The sequence below is a fragment of the Pantoea sp. AS142 genome (genome assembly GCF_037152305.1).
In the GTDB taxonomy this organism is placed as follows: domain Bacteria; phylum Pseudomonadota; class Gammaproteobacteria; order Enterobacterales; family Enterobacteriaceae; genus Pantoea.
Map to the genome: position 1 here is coordinate 466,713 of NZ_JBBCMO010000001.1, position 24,288 is coordinate 491,000.

Below are 24,288 nucleotides of genomic sequence, written 5' to 3' on the forward strand. Positions count from 1 at the left end.
GGGTTGTTGATTCATGCTTCTCATAGCGGTGATATCGCGCCTGCCGAGGGAACACGGTCAGATCGGAAAGACGCAAAAGCCGTCATCCCTGGCGCGACGCTTTCCTCTTCTGCCCGTGTTCCCTTCGCGTTAAGTTTATCCGTTGCTGTAGAGCCTGATTCAGGCTTATGAGCAGACACTTATTTTAATCCTGCGTCCAGCCTTTGCGAATCGGCACGGCAAACAGCGCACGATAGAGTGGATTGATCACCGTCAGCATTCGCTCGCCATAGAACTGCCACGCCAGATGCGAAGCCAGACAGCTCAGCAGACCCACCAGGAACCCGCCCAGCATATCCATTGGCCAGTGAACGCCCAGGTAGACCCGCGACCAGGCGATAGCACAACCCGTCACCATCAGAACCACACCTGACCAGAGGCGATGCCAGAAGATAAAGGCCAGGGCAAAGGTAAATATCGTGGTGCCATGATCACTGGGATAAGAGTCATCGGCGGCGTGATGCAGGAACTGATAACCGAAACCAATGGCGAAGGGGCGGGGATGCGGCAACAGATGGCCGACACACCAGGAGATCGCCAGGGCATAGAGTAGCGCTATGCCGGTTTTCAGCACCAGTACCCGCTGCGAAGAGACCTGATCGCGCGGCCCCCACAACCACATTGCTACGATTAACAGCGGCACGATGGCGATCAGATCTTTGGCGATGAAGGTCGCCAATTGCAGTAACCAGGCGGGTGACGCCGGTGTGGCATTGATGGCAACAAACAGTGAGTGGTTCAGCTCTTCCATTTCGGGATGAATTCCTCAGCAGACAGTCCGGTTAACCTCAGCTGGCAGCATCCCGCCAGCCTGGCCCGATAACAGCGGCAAAAAAACAGTCAGTGACAGTGATAGGGCGCTCACCCAATCAGTCAGCACAAATGGCTAACTCAATAGCGGTTCATCCTGCTTTTTAGGGTGCAATTCGTCCATAGCAGGGCTCTTAATCTGATGATGAGTTGTGCAACGGTTTAAGTTTTATGACGCTTGCAGACGCGATTCAGGTGCGTGATGGCGGGCAAGGAGAAAAAAAGGACATAAAAAAACCCGCCGGGAAAAAGACCAGCGGGCTCCACAATTTGGGGATTTCAAAGAAAAGCAGTGGCACTTATTATGACTATCCCTTAACAATAAAGTTCTGGACGCAGGTAAAAAAATTTTATAGGGGCAATATCGGCCAGACAATCACAATCAGCGTCCCCGCCAGCGTCAGTAACACGTTGGCGATGGCATAGGTGCCGGCGTAGCCCAGCGCCGGAATATTGCTGCGTGCCGTATCACTGATGATCTCCATAGCCGGTGCGCAGGTGCGCGCACCCATAATGGCACCAAACAACAGGGCGCGGTTCATCCGCAATACATAGGCACCAAACAGATAGCAGATGATTACCGGAACCAGGCTGACCAGCAGGCCGCACAGTAGCATCAGCGCGCCATCGCTGCTCAGGCCGTGATTAATGCCACTACCGGCACTCAATCCTACACCCGCCATAAACACCATCAGCCCGAACTCTTTCACCATGGTGAGCGCGCCCTGTGGAATATAACCAAAGGTTGGATGGTTGGCGCGCAGGAAGCCGAGCATGATACCGGCGAACAGCAGGCCCGCTGCGTTACCAATACCAAAACTGAAATTGCTGAACTGGAAGGTGATCAGACCAATCATCAGACCCACGATAAAGAAGGCGCAGAACGCTAAGAGATCGGTCATCTGACTGTGAATCGCGATAAAGCCAATGCGATCCGCCACGCTTTTGACCCGTCGTGCCTCGCCGCTGACCTGCAGCACATCACCTTTGTTCAGCATGATGCTGTCGTCAATCGGCATCTCAATCTGACTGCGGATGACCCGGTTCAGGAAACAGCCATGATCGGTAAGGTTTAACTTGCTGAGGCGTTTGTTTACCGCGTTATGGTTTTTCACCACAATCTCTTCGGTGACGATGCGCATATCCAGCAGGTCGCGATCGAACACCTCTTTGCCGTTGCGGAAGCTCGGATCGAGCCGGGCGTGTGCATCGGGATAGCCCACCAGCGAGATATCATCACCAAGCTGCAACACTGCATCACCATCGGGACTGGCGAGAATACCGTTGCGGCGAATGCGCTCAATGTAGCACCCGGTCTGACGATAGATGCCCAGTTCGCGCAGGTTTTTGCCGCCGCTCCACGCTACCAGCTCCGCCCCCACGCGATAGGCGCGGATCACCGGCAGAAAGACTTTGCGCTGGCTGTCCGCATCCAGACCACGTTCCCGGGCGATCTGCTGGGCGCAGGTGGGCAAATCCTGATGTTGCAGACGAGGAAGGTAACGTGCGCCGAAAATCAGGCTGACCAGGCCTATCAGATAGGTAACGGCATAGCCGAGGCTGAGCTGATCCTGCATCACCCCAAGCTGCTTTGGATCGCTAATGCTTTGCCGCAGGGTATCGCCCGCCCCGACCAGCACCGGTGTTGAGGTCATCGATCCTGCCAGCATGCCGGCGGTGAGACCAATATCCCAGTTAAAGAGTTTGCCAAGCCCCAGTGCCAGTAACAGCGCGCTGACCACCATAACAATGGCGAGCATGAAATAGTTTTTGCCATCGCGAAAGAAAATGGAAAAAAAGTTGGGGCCGGCTTCAACGCCAACACAAAAAATAAACAGCATAAAACCCAGACTCAAAGCACCGGTATCAATTGCGAAGTGCTGCTGGCCTAATAAGAGCGAAACCACTAATACGCCAATCGAATTTCCAAGCTGAACTGAGCCAAGACGCAACTTACCCAGACAAAGGCCGAGTGCTAAAACGACAAATAATAACAAAATGTCATTTCCGCTTAACAATCCTGCGACGTTAATATTCACTGTTTAACTTCTTGTTTACGTGTAACCTGTTGAAGATTGGCCTGTTTTTCGTTATCGTGAGCAAGCCGTTGAGGTGCTGTTGAATCAACACGGCAAATGGAACCTTTACCGCGGCGCTATTCTAATCACAAATATCTTCCTCAGCCATTGGCTGTTTTCATTCGTTGCAACAACGAACTGTTTCTTTTTATTTCTATCTGAACGCAGCAGGGTTATCAGCAGGTTATTGTCAGAGTTACTTTTAATCAGTGGGGTGGTATGCCGCAGCGTTCTTATCTCTGGACTACCCGCCTGTGCGGCGTAGTGTTGTACAGTCTGGTGTTCGTCTTTACTTGTCATTTCTGGCAGGTCGGTCCCGGCCCGCTTCGTGGTCAGCCTGAATTACTGCTATTTATGTTGCCCGGTATTCTGATGGCCCTGTTACAGGTGGAAAGCCCGTTAAAAAGCACTCTGCTAATGGGATTATGGGGAACACTACTGGCAGTCCTGGTGTTAAATAACAGCCTGTTTATCCATAGCAGCGCGCTTTTTTTGGCTGCCTGGAGCCTCAGCGCGCTGTTCTGGGCGGGGTGCGGGGCCTTGCTGGTGCGGTTGATGCAGATTGTGATGGCGTCACTCAACTAAACTGTGCCGGGCGACGGGAGTCAGGCAGAGAGCAAAAAGGCGAGACAGGAAAATCCTGTCTCGCCTTTTTCATTCCAGCCATCAGCGCTTATGCGACAAATCCCAGATTCTCTTTGGTCCAGGCGGCAAACTCGGTGTAGCCACCAATATGTTTTTCGTCCACAAAAATCTGTGGCACGGTGCTGACCGGTTTACCGGCGCTGGCTTCCAGATCGGCTTTGGTAATCCCTTCTGCCTGAATATCGACATACTGATAACTAAAATCATCGCGCTCAGCGGTCAACTTGTCGGCCAGTTCATGGGCACGAACACAGTAGGGACATCCCGGGCGACCAAAAATAACAGTAATCATTGAAAACTCCTTTCAGCGGCTATTATGTGATGCGTATCACACAATAAAACAGAGAATGGCAACCATGATGCCCGCTCGTATCGCTTAATGAAAGCAGGATTTGCCTGTTAGTCTGATGCCCGCACGCTATTGCCCGGTGATCAGGAAGCGTCTGAATGAGGCGCTTTTTTGCGCCAGTGGCTGGCGTATTTCGCGCAATTTCTGGATTGTTGACCATAATTGACGCTCAGTAATCCGCTAAGGGCAGGAGAATGTGATGCAGAGTGTGGCCAGATTACCCCGGTTTATCGTGGTGCTGGAGGCGGCGGGCGGCCTGTTGATACTGGGTGCGCTGCTGCTGATCAACCACTGGCTGCCGCTGCCAGGTCAGGCTGACATCCAAACGCTGGCCACCATGCTGTTCATCGCTGGCATTGTTCTGATGCTGCCTGCTGCCTGGCTGTTAATGTGGCGCACCGCGAAAGCGATAGCACCACAGCTTTTTAACCAGATTGACAAAAGAAAATAATGTTGCTGGAGACTTTATGACACCGACCATTGATTTACTGTGCAGTCACCGTTCAATCCGTGCCTTTACTGATCAGCCGGTCAGCGAAGCACAGCGTGAAGCGATTATTACTGCGGCGCAATCGGCGTCCACATCCAGTTTTTTACAGTGTTCTTCCATTATCCGTATCACCGATAAAGCGCTGCGCGATAAGCTGGTGACGCTGACAGGCGGACAGACCTGGGTCGCAGATGCGGCTGAGTTCTGGATCTTCTGCGCTGACTTTAATCGCCACCTGCAGATTTGCCCCGATGCGCAGCTGGGTCGTGCCGAGCAGTTGCTGCTGGGCTGCGTTGACACCGCGCTGATGGGTCAGAATGCCATGGTAGCAGCCGAATCGCTGGATCTGGGCGGCGTCTTTATCGGCGGAATCCGTAACAGCATCGCGGAAGTGACCAAACTGCTGGGCCTGCCGAAATTTGTTCTGCCGTTGTTTGGTTTTTGCCTGGGCCATCCGGAGTCAAAGCCGGACGTCAAACCGCGTATGCCGCACGCGATGCTGGTGCATGAGAACCGCTATCAGCCGCTGAACCCGGCGGTACTGGCGGAATACGATAGCCGCACGGAACTCTATTATCAGCAGCGTGACAGCAACCAGCGGAGCGAAACCTGGAGCGAGCTGATCCAGCGGCTGATCATAAAAGAGACGCGTCCGTTTATGCTCGATTATCTTCATCAGCAGGGCTGGGCCACGCGTTAATCCACCAGGGGTGAGCAGCGATGAAGATAGCGATCCTGTCATATGATGAGACCCTCTACTCCAGTCGGCGACTGCGTGACGAGGCTGCCTTGCGCGGACATGAGGTTCAAATTATCGATCCGCTCTCCTGCTACATGAATATCAATCCCGCCTCACCGGCCGTTCACTATTGTGGTGAACCGCTGAGCCATTTTGATGCAGTTATCCCGCGTATCGGCAACGCCATGACCTTTTATGGCATGGCTGTACTGCGACAGTTTGAGATGTGCGGCAGCTATCCGCTGAATGCGTCCGCCGCCATTACCCGCACCCGTGATAAATTGCGCTCGTTGCAGTTGCTGGCACGGGAAGGTATCGACATGCCGGTCACCGGCTTTGCCTCTTCGCCCGATGACACCGACGATCTGATCGCCATGGTTGGCGGCGCGCCGCTGGTGGTCAAGCTGGTGGAAGGTACCCAGGGCATTGGCGTGGTGCTGGCAGAAACGCGGCAGGCGGCGGAAAGTGTTATTGATGCCTTTCGCGGCCTGAATGCCCATATTCTGGTGCAGGAGTTTATTAAAGAAGCCCAGGGTCGTGATATTCGCTGTCTGGTGATCGGCAATCAGGTGGTGGCAGCGATTGAGCGGGTGGCTAAAGAGGGTGATTTCCGCTCTAATTTGCATCGCGGCGGCAAAGCTAATCCGGTGGTCATTACGCAACAGGAGCGGCAGATAGCAGTGAAAGCAGTTGCCACAATCGGACTGGAAGTCGCGGGCGTCGATATTCTGCGCGCCCATCGTGGTCCGCTGGTGATGGAAGTTAACGCGTCGCCCGGTCTTGAAGGCATTGAAACCAGCAGCGACCTTAACATCGCCAGGCTTATGATCGAGCGGATTGAGCAGCAGGCCATCCCCGGCCTCCGTCCTAAAACCGCTGGCTGACACGCGCTTTTCAGCAGTTTTCGTGGCATCGCCGCGCATTTTTCCGTAAGCTAAGTCGCCTGTTTATCACCCCACTGGGATTTTACGATGGATTCTCTTGTCGTTCCGGATATCGACCTGCTGCGTCGCTGGCTGGATCAGCAAAATATCACCTGGTTCGAATGCGATGCCTGTCAGGCACTTCATCTGCCGCACATGCAAAACTTCGATGGGGTGTTTGACGCCAAAATCGATCTGGTCGACAACGTCATTCTGTTTTCGGCGCTGGCTGAAGTGAAGCCGACGGCGCTGATTCCACTGGTCGGCGATTTGTCACAAATCAATGCCAGTTCACTGACGGTAAAAGCATTTATCGACATTCAGGATGATAATCTGCCGAAGCTCATTGTCTGTCAGTCAATGATCACCACTGCCGGATTAACCTTTGGTCAGTTCTCACACTTTATGAAACAGAGTGAAGAGCAAATCTCTATGGTGATCCTGGAAGCCTTTGCCAACAATCTGCTGATTGTGGGTGAAGAAGAAGAGCATGTTCCGGTGACCAGCGTTCATTCTGTGTTGCACTAGCCAGACCCGCTTACTCACTAAGCCGTCCCTGAGACGGCTTTTTTATGTCCGGCATCCGCTGCCGCGATAATTTTTTATTCTGCATTTTGCCCTTCATCACCAGATATTTGTCGTTGTTTATGCCATCAAAGCCGAACCTCATAGCTCAGACATGCATAAAATATCGGTTTCAGGCGTTTTTTACGCTGGGGTCTGGTGAAGCCTGACCGGGGGGGCTATGCTGGCGGGGCTGTAACAGGCGCGTAACTGCGCCTCAGCTATAGGATTTTGCTATTAAACTCCCGCTGAATAATGATTCATTGTGTCACTGATGTCTTGTACAGAACGCAATGCAGGGATCTCTGGTTTGCAGCGTTGTAATGACCCGCTCAGGAGGATGGAAAAATATGTTCAACTCACGTCAGAAATGGCTGTCAGCTGTGGTAGCTGCTGCGCTGATGGCCGCGTCGGCCAGCAGCATGGCGGAAGACAAAACGCTGCACGTCTACAACTGGTCCGATTATATTTCGCCAGATACCGTGCCGAACTTTGAAAAGCAGTCCGGCATCAAAGTGGTCTACGATGTGTTTGACTCCAACGAAGTTCTGGAAGGCAAACTGATGGCAGGCAGCACCGGCTATGATGTGGTGGTGCCATCCTCCAGCTTCCTGGCGCGTCAGCTGCAGTCCGGGGTATTCCAGCCGCTGGATAAGAGCAAATTGCCAAACTACAAAAACCTTGATCCGGCGCTGATGGAAAAAGTGGCGCAGCACGATCCGGGGAACAAATATGCCATTCCTTATCTGTGGGGCACCACCGGTATCGGCTACAACCTTGATAAGGTCAAAGCCGCACTGGGCGCCGATGCGCCGGTCAACAGCTGGGATCTGGTGCTGAAGCCGGAAAACCTGGAGAAGCTGAAAAGCTGTGGCGTCTCTTTCCTGGATGCGCCAGAAGAAATTTTCGCCACGGTACTCAACTATCTGGGCAAAGATCCCAACACCTCTGATGCCAAAGCGTATTCTGGTGCGGCCACAGACCTGTTGCTGAAACTGCGTCCGAATATCCGCTATTTCCATTCATCGCAGTACATCAACGATCTGGCCAACGGTAACATCTGCGTCGCTATCGGCTGGTCGGGTGATATTCTGCAGGCGAAAAACCGTGCCGATGCGGCGAAAAACGGCGTGCATCTGGGTTACAGCGTGCCGAAGGAGGGGGCTCTGGCCTTCTTCGATATGATGGCGATCCCAAAAGATGCGAAAAACCTCGACGGTGCTTACGCCTGGCTGAACTACATCATGGATCCGAAAGTGATCGCCGATGTCTCCAACAAAATGAACTACGCCAACGGCAACAAAGCGTCGCTGCCGCTGATCAATGCCGACGTGCGCAACAACCCGGGCATCTTCCCGACGCCAGAAGCGATGTCGAAATTGTTCGTGCTGAAAGTCCAGGATCCAAAACTGGATCGTGTGCGTACCCGCGCATGGACTAAAGTAAAAAGTGGTAAGTAGTTCGTCCTTAACGGATTGACCTGTCACGCATCAGCAGCAGAGGCGCAGTGTCGGCCTCTGTTGTGCCATTTTTAGCGGCGGATGTTGCCGCCATGTTCCGCCTGGCTCCGGAGAGAATCCTTTGTGAACGATGCTATTCCCCGTCCTCAACATAAAACCGCAAAGGCGTTAACGCCGCTGTTGGAGATCCGCAATCTGACCAAATCCTTTGACGGCCAGCACGCTGTGGATGATGTCAGTCTGACAATTTATAAAGGTGAAATCTTCGCCCTGCTGGGCGCATCGGGCTGTGGCAAATCAACGCTGCTGCGCATGCTGGCCGGTTTTGAGCCGCCAACCAGCGGGCAAATTGTACTGGATGGTCAGGATTTGTCGCACGTTGCCCCCTATCAGCGCCCGATCAACATGATGTTTCAGTCCTACGCGCTGTTCCCGCACATGACGGTAGAGCAGAATATCGCCTTTGGTCTGAAACAGGATCGGCTGCCGAAAGGAGAGATCACCCGCCGGGTCGCCGAAATGCTGGCGCTGGTGCATATGCAGGAGTTTGCGAAACGCAAACCGCACCAGCTCTCCGGTGGTCAGCGTCAGCGTGTAGCACTCGCGCGCAGCCTGGCGAAACGGCCAAAACTGCTGCTGCTGGATGAGCCGATGGGCGCACTGGATAAGAAACTGCGCGACAGGATGCAGCTGGAAGTGGTCGATATTCTGGAGCGGGTCGGCGCCACCTGCGTGATGGTGACGCACGACCAGGAAGAGGCGATGACCATGGCGGGACGTATCGCGATTATGAATCGTGGTAAGTTCGTGCAGATTGGCGAGCCCGAGGAGATTTATGAGCATCCGACCAGTCGCTACAGCGCGGAGTTTATCGGTTCGGTTAATGTGTTCGAAGGCTTACTGCGAGAACGTCAGGCGGATGGCCTGGTAATCGACAGTCCCGGCCTGATGCATCCGCTGAAAGTCGACTCCGATGTCTCGGTGGTGGATAACGTGCCGGTGCATGTCGCGCTGCGTCCCGAAAAGGTGATGCTGTGCGATGAGGTGCCTGCCGATGGCTGTAACTTTGCGGTCGGTGAAGTGGTCCACATCGCCTATCTCGGCGATCTCTCTATCTTCCATGTCCGTCTGCATAGCGGACAGATGATCAGCGCACAGTTGCAAAACGCGCATCGCTATCGCAAAGGGTTGCCAACCTGGGGTGATGAAGTCCGGCTCTGTTGGGAAAGCGACAGCTGCGTGGTGTTGACGGTTTAAGGAGCGGCTATGAGCCAGATTTTTCAACGCGCTAAAGCACCCGCCCGACTGGTCGGGACGCCGCTGCAACGCTGGGCCACGCGGGTAAAAATGCAGCATGGCCGCAAGCTGGTGATTGCCTTGCCTTATGTCTGGCTGGTGCTGTTGTTCCTGTTACCGTTTCTGACGGTGCTGAAGATCAGCTTTGCGGACATTGCGCGGGCGATTCCGCCTTACACCGAGCTGGTGAGCTGGGCTGATGATCAGTTCAGCATTGTACTCAATTTCGGCAACTACCTGACGCTGACCGACGACCCGCTCTACATCGACGCCTATCTGCAGTCGCTGAAAGTGGCGGCGATCTCGACCGTCATCTGTCTGCTGATTGGCTATCCGCTCGCCTGGGCCGTGGCGCACAGCAAGCCGTCGATGCGCACCATTCTGCTGCTGCTGGTGATCCTGCCGTCGTGGACCTCGTTTCTGGTGCGCGTCTACGCCTGGATGGGCCTGCTGAACAACAACGGTATTCTGAACCGCTTCCTGCTGTGGCTGGGCGTGATCGATCATCCGCTGGTGATCCTCTACACCAATACCGCGGTCTATATCGGTATTGTCTATTGCTATCTGCCGTTTATGGTGCTGCCAATCTACACCGCGCTGACCCGTATCGACTACTCGCTGGTGGAAGCCTCACTGGATTTGGGGGCGCGTCCGCTGAAGACCTTTTTCAGCGTGATTGTACCGCTGACTAAAGGCGGCATTATCGCCGGGTCGATGCTGGTGTTTATTCCGGCGGTGGGGGAGTATGTGATCCCTGAACTGCTGGGTGGCCCGGACAGCATTATGATTGGTCGTATCCTGTGGCAGGAGTTCTTTAACAACCGCGACTGGCCGGTGGCCTCCGCGCTGGCGGTAATTATTCTGCTGATCCTGATTCTGCCGATTATCTGGTTCCATAAGCATCAAAACCGTGAAATGGGAGAGAAGGCATGAATAATCTGCCAACCATTCGCTCACCCTGGCGTACCGGCATTCTGGTCTGCTGCTTTCTGTTCCTCTATGCACCGATGCTGCTGCTGGTGGTTTATTCGTTTAACAGCTCACCGCTGGTGACGGTGTGGGATAGCTTCTCATTTCACTGGTACAGGGTGCTGTTCCAGGACAGCGCGATGATTGACGCGGTGCTGCTGAGCCTGAGCATTGCCGGCCTCTCCGCCACCATGGCGGTGGTGCTGGGCACGCTGGCGGCCGTGATCATCGTGCGTTTTGGTCGCTTCCGCGGCCATAACGGGTTTGCCTTTATGTTGACCGCGCCGCTGGTCATGCCCGACGTGATCACCGGCCTGTCGCTGCTGCTGCTGTTTGTGGCGATGGGCAATGCCTTTGGCTGGCCGAGTGAACGTGGCATGCTGACCATCTGGCTGGCGCATGTTACCTTCTGTACCGCCTATGTTGCGGTGGTGATTAACTCGCGTCTGCGTGAGTTGGACCGCTCAATCGAAGAGGCGGCAATGGATTTAGGCGCAACGCCGCTAAAGGTCTTTTTCGTGATTACTGTGCCGATGATAGCGCCCGCTATTGTGACCGGCTGGCTGCTGGCATTTACCCTGTCACTCGACGATCTGGTGATTGCCAGCTTTGTTACCGGGCCGGGTGCCACCACTTTGCCGATGGCGATCTTCGCTACCGTGCGACGCGGCGTTAACCCGGAAATCAATGCGCTGGCTTCGCTAATCCTGTTTGTGGTCGGTTTAGTCGGTTTTATCGCCTGGCGGGTGATGGCGCACGAAGAAAAACAACGTTTAAGCGATATTCAAAAAGCTAAACGTGGCTGAAATCCGTAACCTTTGCCACTATATGAACGGGCCGGTCTGGCCGGCCCGTTTTTCGATCAGGTGGAGTCACGGACTATGTCAGAAATCTTTAAAAGCAGCGCCACGCGCTCAGGCGCACCGGTGCCGGTGACGGTTGCGGGCATTGCCATCATTGCAACCCGGTGCCTGAGCGTGCTGATGCTGGCAAACGAGTTGGGTTACAGCGAACTCGCCAACTTTGTTCACCGCAGCGCCCAGTCCTGGGACGCTACGCTCATCTTTATCGCCAGCCAGCTGATTTTCCTGTTCGAACTGCGCTGCGCCTTTACCCTGCTGCGCGGCAGTAACCGTGGACGCTGGGGCTATGTGGTGACGCAGGTGATTGTACTGGGCTATATGCTGGTCGCCTCACTGGGCGGGATCTACCCGGAGATTTTCAGCGTTGATGGCGATAATAACGTCCAGATTATCCATCACACCCTGTCGCAGAAAATTCCCGATCTGCTGGTGCTGATGCTGCTGTTTCTGCCTGCCAGTAGTCGCGCTTTTTTCAGGGAGCGGTGATACAATCGCGCTCCGCCCGACCCGATCGTTAAGGCTTTACCATGCACTGCGCGCTTTATGACGCTAACCGTTGCCGCTCCTGTCAGTGGCTGGAAAAACCCTACCCCAATCAGTTGAACGACAAACAGTCGATGCTGGAACAATTACTGGCTGAGCAGCCGGTTGCGGCCTGGTTGCCGCCCGTGACATCACCGCAGCAGGCATTTCGTAATAAAGCCAAAATGGTGGTCAGCGGCAGCGTCGAGCGTCCGGTGCTGGGTCTTAGCAAGCCGGATGGTGAGGCTGTCGATCTGTGCGAGTGCCCGCTCTATCCCGCCAGCTTCCAGCCGGTGTTTGCTGCACTTAAGCCCTTTATTGCCCGCGCCGGGCTGACGCCCTATAACGTGACGCGCAAACGCGGCGAACTCAAATTCCTGCTGATCACCGAAAACCAGCAGGGCGGCGTGATGTTGCGCTTCGTCCTGCGCTCGACCGCGAAGCTGGATCAGCTGCGTGCCGCATTGCCGTGGCTGCAACAGCAACTGCCGCAGCTGGCGGTGATCTCTGCCAATATTCAGCCGGTACATATGGCGATTCTGGAGGGCGAAGAGGAGATTGCGCTGACGCCCGCGCAGTCGCTGGCAGAGAACTTCAATGGTGTGCCGCTGTGGATCCGTCCGCAAAGCTTCTTTCAGACTAACCCGCAGGTTGCCAGCGCACTCTATGCTACCGCGCGCGACTGGGTCAGGGCGCTGCCGGTCAACGGCATGTGGGATCTCTTCTGCGGCGTGGGCGGTTTTGGTCTGCACTGCGCGACACCGGAGATGGAACTGACCGGCATTGAGATCAGTGCCGAGGCGATTAAATGTGCCCAATGTTCCGCTGAGATGCTGGGACTGGAAAAAGTGCAGTTTGCGGCGCTGGATTCTGCGGCGTTTGCCACCGGACGCGACGCAGTGCCGCCGCTGGTGCTGGTTAATCCGCCGCGTCGTGGGATGGGCGAGGCGCTGTGTGATTATCTCAGCCAGATGGCCCCGGATTATCTGCTCTACTCAAGCTGTAATCCGCAAACCATGGCGCAGGATATTGCCCGTCTGAGCGCGTATGAGGTCACGAAGGTGCAGCTGTTTGACATGTTCCCGCACACAGCCCATTTTGAAGTGCTGACGCTGTTAACCCGCTGTCAGCACTAATTCCCTCAGCCCAAGCTGCCTCTGTTGCTTATTACTCCGGGAACCACTTCTGATTAAGCTGCTGCCAGCTGCCGTTGGCTTTCAGTTCGTTCAGTGCCTGATTGAATTGATCGCGTAGCGCCGTATTGCCTTTACGCACGGCAATGCCGAGGCCGGTGCCAAAATAGTCCGCATCCGTGACATGTTCACCGACAGTGGCGAGATCCGCATTGGTCTTCAGCCACTGATTCACCACCGCACTGTCGCCAAATACGCCATCCAGCCGGCGACTCTTCAAATCCAGAATCGCATTCTGATAGCTGTCATACGCCACCACTTTCACTTCCGGATGCTTATCTTGCAGGTACTTCTGGTGAGTGGTGCCGTTCTCAACGCCGATGCGCTTGCCCTTAAGATCACCAAAGCTGCTGAACTGGCCTCTACGGGCGATCACGATAGCGGAGTTAGCGTAATAAGGCTGGGTAAAATCGACCTGCCTGCTGCGCTCAGCGGTGATATCCATGCCGGAAATCACCGCGTCATAGCGGCGGAATTTCAGTGACGGGATCAGGCTGTCGAAGGCATTGTTGGTAAAGGTGCACTCCGCTTTCATCTGTTGGCACAGCGCGTTAGCCAGGTCGATATCAAATCCCACCAGGTTATTTTCTCGATCCAGCGTTTCAAACGGCGGATAGGTCGCTGAAGCGGCAAAGCGTATCTTTTCTGCTGCCTGTGCAGTGATCGCAAGCGAAGCCAGCGCAGCGGCAATAATCCATTTTTTCATTTTATAATTCCTGTGATGTGGTCAGCCAGAGAAGGCGATACCCTGCCATAAAGTGAATTTTTATGCAATTGATGTGATTTTTCAGGCGAAAAGGGCGAGGGGCTCGCCCGGATATCAGTTACGCCGTTCAAAGACCAGTGCGCGTTTTTCGATCAGTCGCATCATCAGCGTCAGCAGACCATTAACGCAGAGATAAATCAGACCTGCCGCGGCATAGACCGTGATGTCGTAGGTGCGGCCATAGAGCAACTGGCCGTGGCCCATCACTTCCATCAGGGTGATGGTGTAGGCCAGCGAGGTGCCTTTAAACACCAGCACCACTTCATTTGAGTAGGAGGAGAGGGCGCGTTTAAATGCATAGGGAAGCAGAATGCGCAGGGTATCTTTGCGGCTCATGCCAAGTGCCGAGCACGATTGCCACTGCCCGGAGGGAATAGCGCGAACCGCACCGTAAAACAGCTGCGTGGTGTAAGCGGCGCTGTTCAGCGACAGCGCCAGCATCGCGCACAACCACGGCTGCGACAGTAAATGCCATAGCCAGGGGATCTGCTGGATAGAGGGAAACTGTCCCGGACCGTAATAGATCAGAAAGATCTGCACCAGCAGCGGCGTGCCGGTAAACAGCGTAATAAACCCTTTTACCAGCGGGTTGAACACCGGCGTTTTTAGCGACAGTACCACGGTGAAGAGCAGTGCGAGCAGCAGGGCCACGACCAGTGAGGCCGCCGTCAGCGTCAGGCTGGTGTGCAGCCCTTTCAGGAGTTCAGGCAGATAGGCCAGCATTAGCTGTTCCCCCGTTCAAAGCGGGTGGTGCGCAGTTCGATGCGGCGTAACACCGCCTGGCTGAACAGCGTAATCACTAAGTAGATAGCGGCCGCCACCAGGAACCAGGTAAACGGCTCCTGCGTGCGGGTGGCGATACTTTTGGTTTGCAGCATCAGGTCGTTGACGCTGATCAACGAGACCAATGCAGTATCTTTTAGCAGCACCAGCCACTGATTACCCAGACCGGGAAGGGCGTGACGCCACATCTGCGGCATTATTAGCCGGAGAAAGATGGCCGATTTTTTCATGCCCAGCGCCTGACCCGACTCCCACTGACCGACTGGCACTGCTTTCAGGGCGCCGCGCAGCGTCTGCGAGGCATAGGCGGCATAGAGCATCGCCAGCGCAATCACACCGCACAGGAACGGACTGACGTCGAAGTTTTCAATTTCTACCTGAATCGGTAACTGAAACAGGCCGAAATTCAGGGTGAAACCGTCAGAGAGGGTGAGCAGCAGCTGGGAGGCACCAAAATAGATAAACAGCACCACCAGAATTTCCGGCAGGCCGCGGATTAATGTCACCAGGCCGGTGCCCATCCACGCCAGCGGTTTCAGGCGCAGTGACTCCCAGCCAGCGAAAATCATCGCCAGCACCAGGCCAGCGATGAGAGCACAAACAGCAAGGCCGACGGTCATACCGGCGGCGCTTGCGAGGGTCATCATTTCATTCATCACAGATTACTGCTGGAACCATTTGCTGTAGATGGTTTTGTACGTCCCGTTCGCTTTAATCTTATCCAGTGCGCCATTGAATTTGGTCTGCAGCTCGGTGTTACCCGTGCGCACCGCAATGCCCAGGCCAGTACCAAAGTAGGCTTTGTCTGTAACTTTGTCGCCGACGGCAGCCAGCGCCGCATTCTGCTTCAGCCACTGGTTGACCACCGCCGTGTCACCGAATACGGCATCAATACGACCATTTTTCAGATCCAGCACCGCATTCTGATAGCTGTCGTAAGGAACAATGGTGATTTCGCTGTGTTTCTCAGTCAGGTATTTCTGATGGGTCGTGCCATTCTGGACGCCAACCCGTTTGCCTTTCAGTGCCTCTACGCTGGCGACTTTGCCTTTCTGCGCAACAAACAGCGCGGAGTTGTCGTAGTAAGGCCGGGTGAACAGCACCTGTTTTTCACGATCCGGCGTGATATCCATGCCCGCCATTACCGCATCAAAGCGACGGAATTTCAGGCTCGGGATCAGGCTGTCGAACGCCTGATTAGTGAAGGTGCAGGTCGCGTCAATCTCTTTACACAGTGCGTTGGCCAGATCGACATCAAAACCCTGAATCTGATTGTCCGCATCTACAAACTCAAAAGGAGGATAAGAGGCTTCGGTCGCAAAACGAATCGTCTGTGCCGCCGTAGCGCTCAGGCTAAAACCAGCAAGCAGTGCAGCAAGTACCATTTTTTTCATTTTTAGCATCCTGACTTAGTGCGAAAGATAGTGAGCAAACGCCTCGGTTTGCGGCTGTGTAAAGCGGCTGGCATCGCCCTGTTCCACAATGTGGCCGTTCTCCATATAAACAACGCGGCTGGCCGTTTTACGTGCCACTTCCACTTCATGGGTCACAATCACCTGGGTAATGCGGGTCTGAGCCAGTTCGCGAATGATACTGACAATCTGTGCGGTAATTTCAGGATCAAGCGCGGCGGTCGGCTCATCGAACAGCAACACCTGCGGCTCCATCATTAGCGCGCGGGCAATCGCCACACGCTGCTGCTGACCACCGGAAAGGTGCAGCGGAAAGCGATCGCTATACGGTGTCAGACGCAGTCGGTCAAGCAGCTTGTCTGCGCGGGCCTGGGCGTCAGTTTTGCTGAGGGCCAGAACCCGGCAGGGCGCTTCGATCAGATTTTGCAGCACGGTAAGATGCGGCCAGAGATTATATTGCTGGAAGACCATACCGACGTTCTGACGCAGTTCGCGAATCGCGGTATCAGAAGGTTTCTGGCTAAAGTCGAACTGATTGCCGGCAATCTGTAACTGGCCTGAACGCGGCTGCTCAAGCAGGTTAAGCACCCGAAGCAGCGAACTCTTGCCCGCACCGCTGGGACCCAGCAGTACCAGCGTCTCGCCCTGCGGACACTTAAGGTTAATGTCGAACAGCGCCTGATGAGCACCGTAGAAGCAGTTTATTGCGTTTAGTTGAATACTCATGCGCCAGATTTGAATAGCTATTAGTGTCGCGGATTTTAACGTCACCAGAATAGTTATGCAAATAAGGTGGGTTAAAATTTGTAAAACAGCAGGTAAACAGCTAAAGCTTAGCACAATATCATGCGCTGTCTGGCGTCAGCCCGACGCAGCGTGGCAGGCTACAGAAATAAAAAAACGCAGCACCAGGAACGGCTGCGCTTCTTATCACCGTTAAGTCTGAGATTATTTTTTTGATTTCTCAAGCATCTGGCTCAGGCTGCCACCTTCGGCATGCGCAGGGTTAGCCATGTAGCGCACGTCATCCACCACCCAGCAACTGCCCTGGTGGATCATCAGCACTTCATCCTGCCACTGTTTACCGTCGCGGCTCAGATCGACCCGCAGCGGGATGTTGCGTGCATCGCGGTTCGGAATGGTGGAAGCATCGGCGACGCTGGCAGCAGTCGGACCCTGTGTCAGGCTGGAGAAAAGATCGCCGTTGCGCCACTGTGTGCCGGCATTGCTGCCACTGGCCGCCTGTAATGAGTGGTAGAGCGCATCACTCAGGTAAGGGCGATATTTTGCCAGCGTGGTGCTGTCGGGCAGTCCCTGAGTGGGCTGTTCAACACGCAGGTCGTAAAACTTCTGGGCTACCTGGTCAGGACCGCCTTCAATGCAGGGTGCGGTACGCGGGCCATTGTCCTTAATCACTGGCTCAACGGTGGTACAGGCGCTGAGCAGCAGGGCTGCCGGGATCATTAGCGCAAACGCATTGTTTTTCATCTCGATTTCCTTAAGGTTCTCTGGCAAGGTGCCCTTTTTAGCATAGAGTATAGCCGTGGTTTTTAGTCGAAAGAGCCTTAGCCCGGTTTTCAACAAGGAGAATGCGATGAAATTTTCAACAACCCCAACCCTGGAAGGTCACAGCATCAGCGAATATTGTGGCGTGGTCACCGGTGAAGCGATTCTGGGTGCCAACATCTTCCGTGATTTTTTCGCGGGTATCCGTGATGTGGTCGGTGGTCGTTCCGGCGCTTATGAGAAAGAGCTGCGCAAGGCACGAGAGATTGCGTTTGAAGAGCTTGAAGAAAAGGCCAAAGCGCTGGGCGCGAACGCGGTGGTCGGTATCGACATTGATTACGAAACGGTCGGCAAAGATGGCAGTATGCTGATGGTCAGCGTCAGCGGCACGGCGGTGATCATTCGTTGAAACGGCGGCTGTGGCTGATACTGGCGCTGCTGCTGGCGGGCTGCCAGTCCGGGATGGAATCCCGTGACGGCTACTGGGCCGATCTGCGGCATCCGGCGCAGGGCGCGCGACCGCGGGTGAAGGTGATCGTGCTCCACTACACCGCCGAAGATTTTTCTTCTTCGCTGGCGACCCTGACCGATCGGGAAGTCAGCGCCCACTATCTGATCCCTCGCCAGCCGCCACAGCGCGCCGGGAAAGGCGTTATCTGGCAACTGGTGCCGGAGCAGCAGCTTGCCTGGCATGCCGGGCCAAGCTTCTGGCGCGGCGCCAGCCGCATCAATGACACCTCAATCGGTATTGAGCTGGTTAACCGGGGTTATCGCCGGACACTGACGGGTTTCGAGTGGCAGCCCTTTAGCGTCGCGCAAATCACCACGCTGGAGGCGCTGCTGCGCGATATTGCACAGCGTTACAGCATCGCACCGGAAAACATTGTCGGTCACAGTGATATCGCACCACAACGCAAGCAGGATCCCGGTCCACTGTTCCCGTGGCAACAGTTGGCGCAGCGCGGACTCGGTGCCTGGCCCGATGCCAGTCGGGTCACTTTCTATTTAGCGGGTCAGGATCCGCACGCGGTGGTGCCCGTGGCGCAGTTACTGGATAGCTTACAGCGCTACGGTTATCCGGTGACGGCTGAGATGAGCGCGCGTGAACAGCAAAGGGTGATCGCCGCGTTTCAGATGCATTTCCGGCCAGCGGACTATCGCGGTCAGCCCGATGCCGAAACCGCCGCGATAGCTGCCGCGCTGCTGGATAAATATGGCGCGGCGCAATAGCGGGTTACTGTTGCAGAAACGCTTTCCAGTGGGCGACAACCTGCTCCAGCGCCGCACGGTCCGCATCCAGATGGGTGACCAGCCGGGTGCGAGTCCCCACGCTGATTAATACGCCGTGCGCCTTCATCCACTCGCCTAAGGGTTTGACCTGGGGTTCCGGCACTGCCACAAACAGCATGTTGGTCTGCTGATCGATGACCTCAACGCCCAGCTCATGCAACCGCTGCCCTAGCCAGGCGGCATTGTCATGATCCTCCCGCAATCGCGCTACGTTGTGTTCTAACGCATAGAGACCTGCCGCCGCAAGAATACCGGTCTGGCGCATGCCACCACCGGTCATTTTACGCCAGCGACGTGCGCGCTCGATCAGAGCTGTGTCGCCACACAGCAGGGAACCGACTGGCGTACCCAGACCTTTAGAGAGACAGATGGTCAGGGTGTCGCAGTAGCGGGCTATCGCTGCCAGCGTGGTCTGCTGGGCTACCACCGCATTAAAAATGCGTGCGCCATCAATGTGCAGCGCCAGCTGATGTTCCCGGGTAAAGGTCCATGCCTGTTCCAGATACGCCAGCGGCAGGACTTTACCGTGATGCGTGTTCTCCAGACTCAGCAGGCGGGTGCGGGCAAAGTGAATATCGTCTGGCTTAATGGCGGCAGCCACCAGGTCGAGCGGCAGGGTGCCATCGTCGGCAGCCAGCACTGGCTGCGGCTGAATACTGCCCAGCACCGCCGCACCGCCCGCCTCATATTTATAGTTATGCGCCTGCTGGCCCACGATATATTCATCACCGCGTTGGCAGTGGCTAAGCAACGCTACCAGGTTCGCCTGGGTGCCGGTCGGAAAAAACAGCGCCGCGGCTTTGCCGCTCAATCGTGCGGCTTCCACCTCCAGCGCATTCACGGTGGGATCGTCACGGTAGACGTCATCACCGGTGTCGGCAGATATCATTGCGCTTAACATGGCGGCGCTGGGCCGGGTCACGGTATCACTGCGTAAATCGATCACCTGATGCTCCTGAACATGGCGGAAGAAAAAAAAGGCGGGCATCGCGCCCGCCTGGATAGAACCTCTTTTTTACCGCAGCCAGTTGGTTTTCGCCAGTTCTACCACCTCATCACCGCGACCATTCATAATGGCGCGCAGCATGTAGAGACTGAAGCCCTTAGCCTGCTCCATTTTGATCTCCGGCGGCATCGCCAGTTCCTCTTTGGCGGTAATGACATCCACCAGCACCGGGCCATCGTGGGCAAAGGCCTGCTCCAGCGCGCCATTGAGATCAGAGGCCTTTTCCACCCGGATGCCCCGAATACCGCAGGCCTCGGCGATAGCGGCAAAGTCAGGATTCTCCAGCCCGGTGCCATCGGTGAGGTAGCCGCCCGCTTTCATCTCCATCGCCACAAAGCCCAGTACGCTGTTGTTGAAGATCACCAGTTTGACCGGCATTTTCAGTTGCGCCAGCGAAATAAAATCCCCCATCAGCATGCTGAAGCCGCCGTCGCCACACAGTGCCACCACCTGACGATTGCGATCAATCGACTGCGCGCCCAGCGCCTGTGGCATCGCGTTTGCCATCGAGCCGTGATTAAACGAACCCAGCAGGCGACGCCTGCCGTTCATCTTCAGATACCGCGCCGCCCAGACGGTTGGTGTCCCGACATCGCAGGTAAAGATGGCATCATCACTGGCGTAGTGGCTGATCTGCTGTGCCAGATATTGCGGATGGATCGGCTGCTTGTCGTTGGGCTGCGCCAGCTCGTCCAGACTTTTACGTGCCTCGACGTAGTGCTTAACCGCGCTGTCGAGATGGCTGCGATCGCTTTTGTGCGTCAATTGTGGCAGCAGTGCCTGCAGTGTGCTTTTCACATCGCCGACATAGGCCTGATCGACGTGACAATGAGACCCAAGGCTGCCCGGATTGATATCAATCTGGATGATTTTAGCCTTTTCGGGATAGAAGGCGCGATAGGGGAACTGAGTGCCCAGCAACACCAGCGTCCCGGCATTCATCATGGCGTGGAAACCGGATGAGAAACCAATCAGACCGGTCATGCCGACATCATACGGGTTGTCATATTCGATGTGTTCTTTGCCACGTAGCGCATGGACGATAGGGGCTTTCAGCGCTTCTGCCAGCGCCACCACCTCCGGATGGGCACCGGCGCAGCCACTGCCGCACAGCAGCGTAATATCGGTGGCGTCGTTTAGCGTCTGCGCCAGCTGTGCAAGTTCGGCGGGCTGTGGCAGCACCTGCGGCAATTGCGGCGGATACCATTCCGCGCTGGCGCTTTCTGGCGCCAGTTTAAGCGCGACATCCCCAGGCAGCACCACCACCGAGACGCCACGATTCAGAATCGCTTTACGCATCGCGATGCCCAGCACCTGCGGTAACTGCTCAGGGTTCGAAACCAGTTCGCAGTAGTGGCTGCATTCGCGGAACAGCTCCTGTGGATGGGTTTCCTGAAAATAGCCGCTGCCGATTTCACTGGAGGGAATATGCGCCGCAATCGCCAGAACAGGAACACGGTTACGATGGCAATCGAATAGACCGTTGATCAGATGTAAGTTGCCTGGCCCACAGGAGCCGGCGCAGACCGCCAGTTCACCGCTGATGTGCGCTTCCGCGCCCGCTGCAAATGCGGCGACTTCTTCATGGCGCGTCGGCATCCATTCAATGGTGCCCATGCGATTAAGACTGTCGCTCAGGCCGTTAAGGGAATCCCCGGTGACGCCCCAGATGCGTTTTACGCCCGCGCTTTCCAGCGTTTTGGCGACCAGCGCCGCCACGGTTTGTTTCATGCTCTTCTCCTTTGTCGTCCCGTCCTGAAGCGTGACGTGACCAGAACCGAAAAAAGAAGCGTAGACGACACGGCAGAAAAGCAGGCGTGAAAAAATGCGCTGGCAAAGCTCAGCGCATTTCAGACAGGCATCAGGCGGAGAAGAGGGCGATGAGAATCGGGGCCAGCAGGCTCATAACAAAGCCGTGCACAATGGCGGCCGGGACAATCTCGTTGCCGCCTGCTCGCTGCAGCACTGGCAGGGTAAAGTCCATTGAGGTGGCACCGCACAGGCCGAGTGCACTGGAGCGATGACGGCCAATCAGCGCCGGAATCAGCATGATCGCCACCAGTTCCCGCACCAGGTCGTTGAAAAAGGCGGCGCTGCCGATGACCGGGCCAAAAGCTTCGGTCATCAGAATGCCGGAGAGGGAGTACCAGCCAAAGCCGCTGGCTAAGGCCACACCGGTTTTAAGCGGCACGCCCAGCACCAGCGCCGCAATCATTCCGCCAATAAGGGCGCTGACCAGCACCACGCTGGCAACCAACAGCCCACGACGGTTGAGGATAATCTGACGCAGTGTCATACCACTGCCACGCAGCTGAATACCCACCAGAAACAGCAGAAAGATCAGCGCATATTCGCTGGCCGTGGAGGCGTGATGCAGCAGCGGCCACTGAGTCAGGCCAAGCAGAAAACCGAGGACGACGACGCCGCACAGCTTCAGAGAGTCCAGCGCCATATGCAGCCGCGATGGCAGTTGTTCCTGCCGGTGCGCATGCTGCCAGGGCGCATATTTTTCCAGTCCGCGCAGCGCCAGCACGTTGCACAGCAGAATGCAGAATGCCGCGACCAGCGCGGTGTGAAAGACCAACAGCAGATTGCTGCTCAGGTTGTCGAGAAAGGCCAGGCTGATGCCCATAAAGAAGAGAATCACATAAACCATCCAGCCTAACAGTTGGTTCACCTGACGGAGGGTGGTGGTTTTACGAAAAGGTAGCAGCCAGCCAGCGATCAGCGGCAGCAGAATCATCAGGAGTCCGGAGTACATAGCGATAAGGGCCATCCATGGGAGACGAGGCCACACGCTAGCGAAAAAGCGTAACGGAGTAAACCCTGAGAAGGCGGCTTGACCGGCTCACTGGCGGCAACCATGCTGTTTATAACCTGAGGATAGACGCCTATGATTCTGGAACATATCGACATTCGCGGTTTCCGCGGCATCAATAAGCTCTCACTGCCTTTAACCCAGACCAATCTGCTGATTGGTGAGAATGCCTGGGGCAAATCCAGCCTGCTGGATGCTCTGAGCCTGCTACTTTCGCCTTTTGAGCCAGCCTATGTTTTTACCCAGGCTGATTTTCATTTCACCCCAGGCGATGTGACCGATCCGATGCGCCGTCTTTCGGTGGTGTTCCACTTTCGTGATGACGGCAACGATCCGGATGGGGTGCTCTCGACGTTCTGGCAGCGTGATGCTCAGGGCCAGCATCGGCTCTTCTACAGCGTCAGCGCCACCTGGCGTGACAGCGGCATCGAAACCCGTCGCCGTTTTGTTGACCATAACTATCAGCTATTGCCTGAGCAGAACTGCGCAGCGGCCATCGACCATTTGCTGAAACGTTATCCGGTTCTGCGATTGCGCGATGCGCGTTTCAGTAAGCGGACGCGGCTTGGTGTGTCGGTTAACGCCGCGCATTCTGAGTTGCTGGCGGGCATGGAGACGCTGGCGCGCGATCTGGATCAGCACCCGCAACAGCTTAGCGATAAGGTGCTGCGGCAGGGCCTGAAGACCATGCAGCAACTGATGCAGCACTACTTTCTGGTGCAGCCGGCCGATGCGGGTACCGAGGCCAGGTTACGGGATACGCAGACGCGCGACGGGATTCAGGGATGGCGGGCGCTGGATCACCTGAATCAGCTGGCTGCCGGAACCGACTCCCGCAGCCGTCAGCTGATTCTGCTGCAGATGTTTACCCTGCTGATTGAGGCTCGGGGAGGTGTTCCCCTGGGCGCCGATGCCCGACCGCTGCTGCTGATTGAAGATCCGGAAACCCGGCTACATCCGATTATGCTGTCGGTGACATGGAATCTGCTCAGACTGCTACCGCTGCAAAAAATCGCCACTACTAATTCGCCGGAGCTGCTGTCGCAGGTGCCGCTGGAGAACGTCTGCCGTCTGGTGCGCGGACCCTCGCGCGTGGCGGCCTGGCGCATCGGTCCGGAGGGATTGAGTGCAGAAGAGAGCCGGCGCATCGGCTTTCATATTCGGGTCAACCGGCCTGTGGCACTGTTCGCTCGTTGCTGGCTGCTGGTGGAGGGTGAAACCGAAGTCTGGATTATGAATGAGCTGGCGCAGCAGTGCGGCTACAACTTCGCGGCTGAAGGCGTAAAAGTGATTGAGTATGCTCAGTCAGGTTTAAAGCCATTGCTGAAGTTTGCCCGGCGTATGGGCATCGCCTGGCATGTGCTAACCGACGGTGACCCGGCGGGTAATAAATACGCCAGCACGACACGCAGTCATTTGCAGCCGGGTGAGGCCGAGCCGCGTTTTCTGACGCAGCTACCGGCGCTGGATATGGAGAATTTTCTCTACCAGCACGGTTTTCAGGCGGTCTATCATCAAATGGCGCACCTGCCGTTAAACGTTCCGATGAGTTCCAGACGTATTATTACTAAGGCGATTCATCAGAGCTCGAAACCTGAACTGGCGATCGCGGTGGCCTCATCGGCGGCAGAACGCGGGCCTGTATCCATCCCGCCGTTGATACGGCAGATGTTTGCCCGGGTGATTGGGCTGGCGCAGGGTCAGGCGGACTGAGATTATATCGAATATGAAAATGCCAGCGGCACTGGCTGGCATTTTTAGGTCTCT

26 protein-coding genes are annotated in these 24,288 nt (G+C 55.8%); 14 read left to right on the forward strand and 12 right to left on the reverse strand.

The window, feature by feature from the left end; all coding sequences use genetic code 11:
• Window positions 1-184 precede the first annotated feature (184 nt).
• Both ybjG and WFO64_RS02335 read right to left on the reverse strand, forming a co-directional pair.
• The gene (ybjG, locus tag WFO64_RS02330; protein ID WP_337008572.1) at window positions 185-790 is read right to left on the reverse strand and encodes an undecaprenyl-diphosphate phosphatase; all 606 of its coding nucleotides are present in this window, start codon (window positions 788-790) and stop codon (window positions 185-187) included.
• Window positions 791-1,199: 409 nt separating this feature from the next.
• Complete coding sequence (locus WFO64_RS02335; RefSeq protein WP_337008574.1) at window positions 1,200-2,888, reverse strand: aspartate:alanine antiporter; 1,689 nt, start codon at window positions 2,886-2,888, stop codon at window positions 1,200-1,202.
• 258 nt (window positions 2,889-3,146) lie between these two features.
• Here WFO64_RS02335 and ybjM point away from each other — a divergent pair, with 258 nt between their 5' ends.
• Window positions 3,147-3,512 carry an inner membrane protein YbjM gene (gene ybjM, locus WFO64_RS02340; RefSeq protein ID WP_337008576.1) on the forward strand — a complete coding sequence of 122 codons (366 nt, stop codon included), beginning with the start codon at window positions 3,147-3,149 and terminating at the stop codon, window positions 3,510-3,512.
• An 88-nt stretch (window positions 3,513-3,600) separates the two neighbouring features.
• On the opposite strand, the gene WFO64_RS02345 is transcribed toward ybjM, so the two are convergent.
• Entirely contained in the window at window positions 3,601-3,864 is a 264-nt protein-coding gene (locus WFO64_RS02345) for a GrxA family glutaredoxin (protein ID WP_337008578.1), read from the reverse strand.
• Between the two features lie 256 nt (window positions 3,865-4,120).
• On the opposite strand from WFO64_RS02345, the gene WFO64_RS02350 reads away from it, so the two are divergent.
• The 10 genes from WFO64_RS02350 to rlmC all read left to right on the forward strand — a co-directional run bounded on the left by WFO64_RS02350 (window position 4,121) and on the right by rlmC (window position 12,883).
• The gene (locus tag WFO64_RS02350; protein WP_337008580.1) at window positions 4,121-4,372 is read left to right on the forward strand and encodes a DUF1418 family protein; all 252 of its coding nucleotides are present in this window, start codon (window positions 4,121-4,123) and stop codon (window positions 4,370-4,372) included.
• Between the two features lie 16 nt (window positions 4,373-4,388).
• Complete coding sequence (nfsA, locus tag WFO64_RS02355) at window positions 4,389-5,111, forward strand: oxygen-insensitive NADPH nitroreductase (RefSeq protein ID WP_337008582.1); 723 nt, start codon at window positions 4,389-4,391, stop codon at window positions 5,109-5,111.
• A 20-nt stretch (window positions 5,112-5,131) separates the two neighbouring features.
• On the forward strand, window positions 5,132-6,034 hold the full coding sequence (gene rimK / locus WFO64_RS02360; RefSeq protein WP_337008584.1) for a 30S ribosomal protein S6--L-glutamate ligase: 903 nt from the start codon (window positions 5,132-5,134) through the stop codon (window positions 6,032-6,034).
• A gap of 87 nt (window positions 6,035-6,121) precedes the next feature.
• Complete coding sequence (locus WFO64_RS02365) at window positions 6,122-6,601, forward strand: YbjN domain-containing protein (RefSeq protein WP_022625960.1); 480 nt, start codon at window positions 6,122-6,124, stop codon at window positions 6,599-6,601.
• Between the two features lie 386 nt (window positions 6,602-6,987).
• Window positions 6,988-8,097: a spermidine/putrescine ABC transporter substrate-binding protein PotF gene (gene potF, locus WFO64_RS02370; RefSeq protein WP_337008586.1), complete on the forward strand. Its 1,110-nt coding sequence runs from the start codon at window positions 6,988-6,990 to the stop codon at window positions 8,095-8,097.
• 123 nt (window positions 8,098-8,220) lie between these two features.
• Window positions 8,221-9,354 (forward strand): putrescine ABC transporter ATP-binding subunit PotG, encoded by a 1,134-nt coding sequence (gene potG, locus WFO64_RS02375; RefSeq protein WP_337008588.1) that lies wholly within the window; start codon window positions 8,221-8,223, stop codon window positions 9,352-9,354.
• A gap of 9 nt (window positions 9,355-9,363) precedes the next feature.
• A complete protein-coding gene (gene potH / locus WFO64_RS02380; protein ID WP_003849283.1) occupies window positions 9,364-10,326 on the forward strand; it encodes a putrescine ABC transporter permease PotH in 963 nt (320 codons plus the stop codon).
• Complete coding sequence (gene potI / locus WFO64_RS02385; protein WP_337008590.1) at window positions 10,323-11,168, forward strand: putrescine ABC transporter permease PotI; 846 nt, start codon at window positions 10,323-10,325, stop codon at window positions 11,166-11,168. The genes potH and potI overlap by 4 nt, the downstream gene beginning before the upstream one ends.
• Window positions 11,169-11,243: 75 nt before the next feature.
• Window positions 11,244-11,711 carry a YbjO family protein gene (locus WFO64_RS02390; RefSeq protein ID WP_337008592.1) on the forward strand — a complete coding sequence of 156 codons (468 nt, stop codon included), beginning with the start codon at window positions 11,244-11,246 and terminating at the stop codon, window positions 11,709-11,711.
• Between the two features lie 41 nt (window positions 11,712-11,752).
• Window positions 11,753-12,883 carry a 23S rRNA (uracil(747)-C(5))-methyltransferase RlmC gene (gene rlmC / locus WFO64_RS02395; RefSeq protein ID WP_337008594.1) on the forward strand — a complete coding sequence of 377 codons (1,131 nt, stop codon included), beginning with the start codon at window positions 11,753-11,755 and terminating at the stop codon, window positions 12,881-12,883.
• A gap of 31 nt (window positions 12,884-12,914) precedes the next feature.
• Here the strand turns inward: rlmC and WFO64_RS02400 are convergent, their stop codons facing one another.
• The 6 genes from WFO64_RS02400 to WFO64_RS02425 all read right to left on the reverse strand — a co-directional run bounded on the left by WFO64_RS02400 (window position 12,915) and on the right by WFO64_RS02425 (window position 17,389).
• Window positions 12,915-13,646 (reverse strand): arginine ABC transporter substrate-binding protein, encoded by a 732-nt coding sequence (locus WFO64_RS02400; protein ID WP_337008596.1) that lies wholly within the window; start codon window positions 13,644-13,646, stop codon window positions 12,915-12,917.
• A 114-nt stretch (window positions 13,647-13,760) separates the two neighbouring features.
• Window positions 13,761-14,429: an arginine ABC transporter permease ArtM gene (gene artM / locus WFO64_RS02405; RefSeq protein ID WP_337008598.1), complete on the reverse strand. Its 669-nt coding sequence runs from the start codon at window positions 14,427-14,429 to the stop codon at window positions 13,761-13,763.
• Window positions 14,429-15,145 (reverse strand): arginine ABC transporter permease ArtQ, encoded by a 717-nt coding sequence (gene artQ / locus WFO64_RS02410; RefSeq protein WP_337009479.1) that lies wholly within the window; start codon window positions 15,143-15,145, stop codon window positions 14,429-14,431. The genes artM and artQ overlap by 1 nt, the downstream gene beginning before the upstream one ends.
• Before the next feature lie 6 nt (window positions 15,146-15,151).
• A complete protein-coding gene (artJ, locus tag WFO64_RS02415) occupies window positions 15,152-15,883 on the reverse strand; it encodes an arginine ABC transporter substrate-binding protein (RefSeq protein ID WP_337008600.1) in 732 nt (243 codons plus the stop codon).
• 15 nt (window positions 15,884-15,898) lie between these two features.
• The gene (gene artP / locus WFO64_RS02420; RefSeq protein ID WP_337008602.1) at window positions 15,899-16,627 is read right to left on the reverse strand and encodes an arginine ABC transporter ATP-binding protein ArtP; all 729 of its coding nucleotides are present in this window, start codon (window positions 16,625-16,627) and stop codon (window positions 15,899-15,901) included.
• A gap of 222 nt (window positions 16,628-16,849) precedes the next feature.
• Window positions 16,850-17,389, reverse strand: a complete 540-nt coding sequence (locus WFO64_RS02425; protein ID WP_337008604.1) for a lipoprotein — start codon at window positions 17,387-17,389, stop codon at window positions 16,850-16,852.
• A gap of 106 nt (window positions 17,390-17,495) precedes the next feature.
• Between WFO64_RS02425 and WFO64_RS02430 the strand changes: the two genes are divergently transcribed.
• Both WFO64_RS02430 and WFO64_RS02435 read left to right on the forward strand, forming a co-directional pair.
• Entirely contained in the window at window positions 17,496-17,816 is a 321-nt protein-coding gene (locus tag WFO64_RS02430; protein WP_337008606.1) for a heavy metal-binding domain-containing protein, read from the forward strand.
• Window positions 17,813-18,637 (forward strand): N-acetylmuramoyl-L-alanine amidase, encoded by an 825-nt coding sequence (locus WFO64_RS02435; protein ID WP_337008607.1) that lies wholly within the window; start codon window positions 17,813-17,815, stop codon window positions 18,635-18,637. The genes WFO64_RS02430 and WFO64_RS02435 overlap by 4 nt, the downstream gene beginning before the upstream one ends.
• A gap of 4 nt (window positions 18,638-18,641) precedes the next feature.
• Here the strand turns inward: WFO64_RS02435 and ltaE are convergent, their stop codons facing one another.
• The 3 genes from ltaE to WFO64_RS02450 all read right to left on the reverse strand — a co-directional run bounded on the left by ltaE (window position 18,642) and on the right by WFO64_RS02450 (window position 22,464).
• Window positions 18,642-19,643: a low-specificity L-threonine aldolase gene (ltaE, locus tag WFO64_RS02440; RefSeq protein WP_337009481.1), complete on the reverse strand. Its 1,002-nt coding sequence runs from the start codon at window positions 19,641-19,643 to the stop codon at window positions 18,642-18,644.
• Between the two features lie 69 nt (window positions 19,644-19,712).
• On the reverse strand, window positions 19,713-21,434 hold the full coding sequence (poxB, locus tag WFO64_RS02445; RefSeq protein WP_337008609.1) for a ubiquinone-dependent pyruvate dehydrogenase: 1,722 nt from the start codon (window positions 21,432-21,434) through the stop codon (window positions 19,713-19,715).
• A gap of 130 nt (window positions 21,435-21,564) precedes the next feature.
• A complete protein-coding gene (locus tag WFO64_RS02450) occupies window positions 21,565-22,464 on the reverse strand; it encodes a lysine exporter LysO family protein (RefSeq protein WP_337008610.1) in 900 nt (299 codons plus the stop codon).
• A gap of 132 nt (window positions 22,465-22,596) precedes the next feature.
• On the opposite strand from WFO64_RS02450, the gene WFO64_RS02455 reads away from it, so the two are divergent.
• Window positions 22,597-24,234: an ATP-dependent endonuclease gene (locus tag WFO64_RS02455; protein WP_337008612.1), complete on the forward strand. Its 1,638-nt coding sequence runs from the start codon at window positions 22,597-22,599 to the stop codon at window positions 24,232-24,234.
• Window positions 24,235-24,288 lie beyond the last annotated feature (54 nt).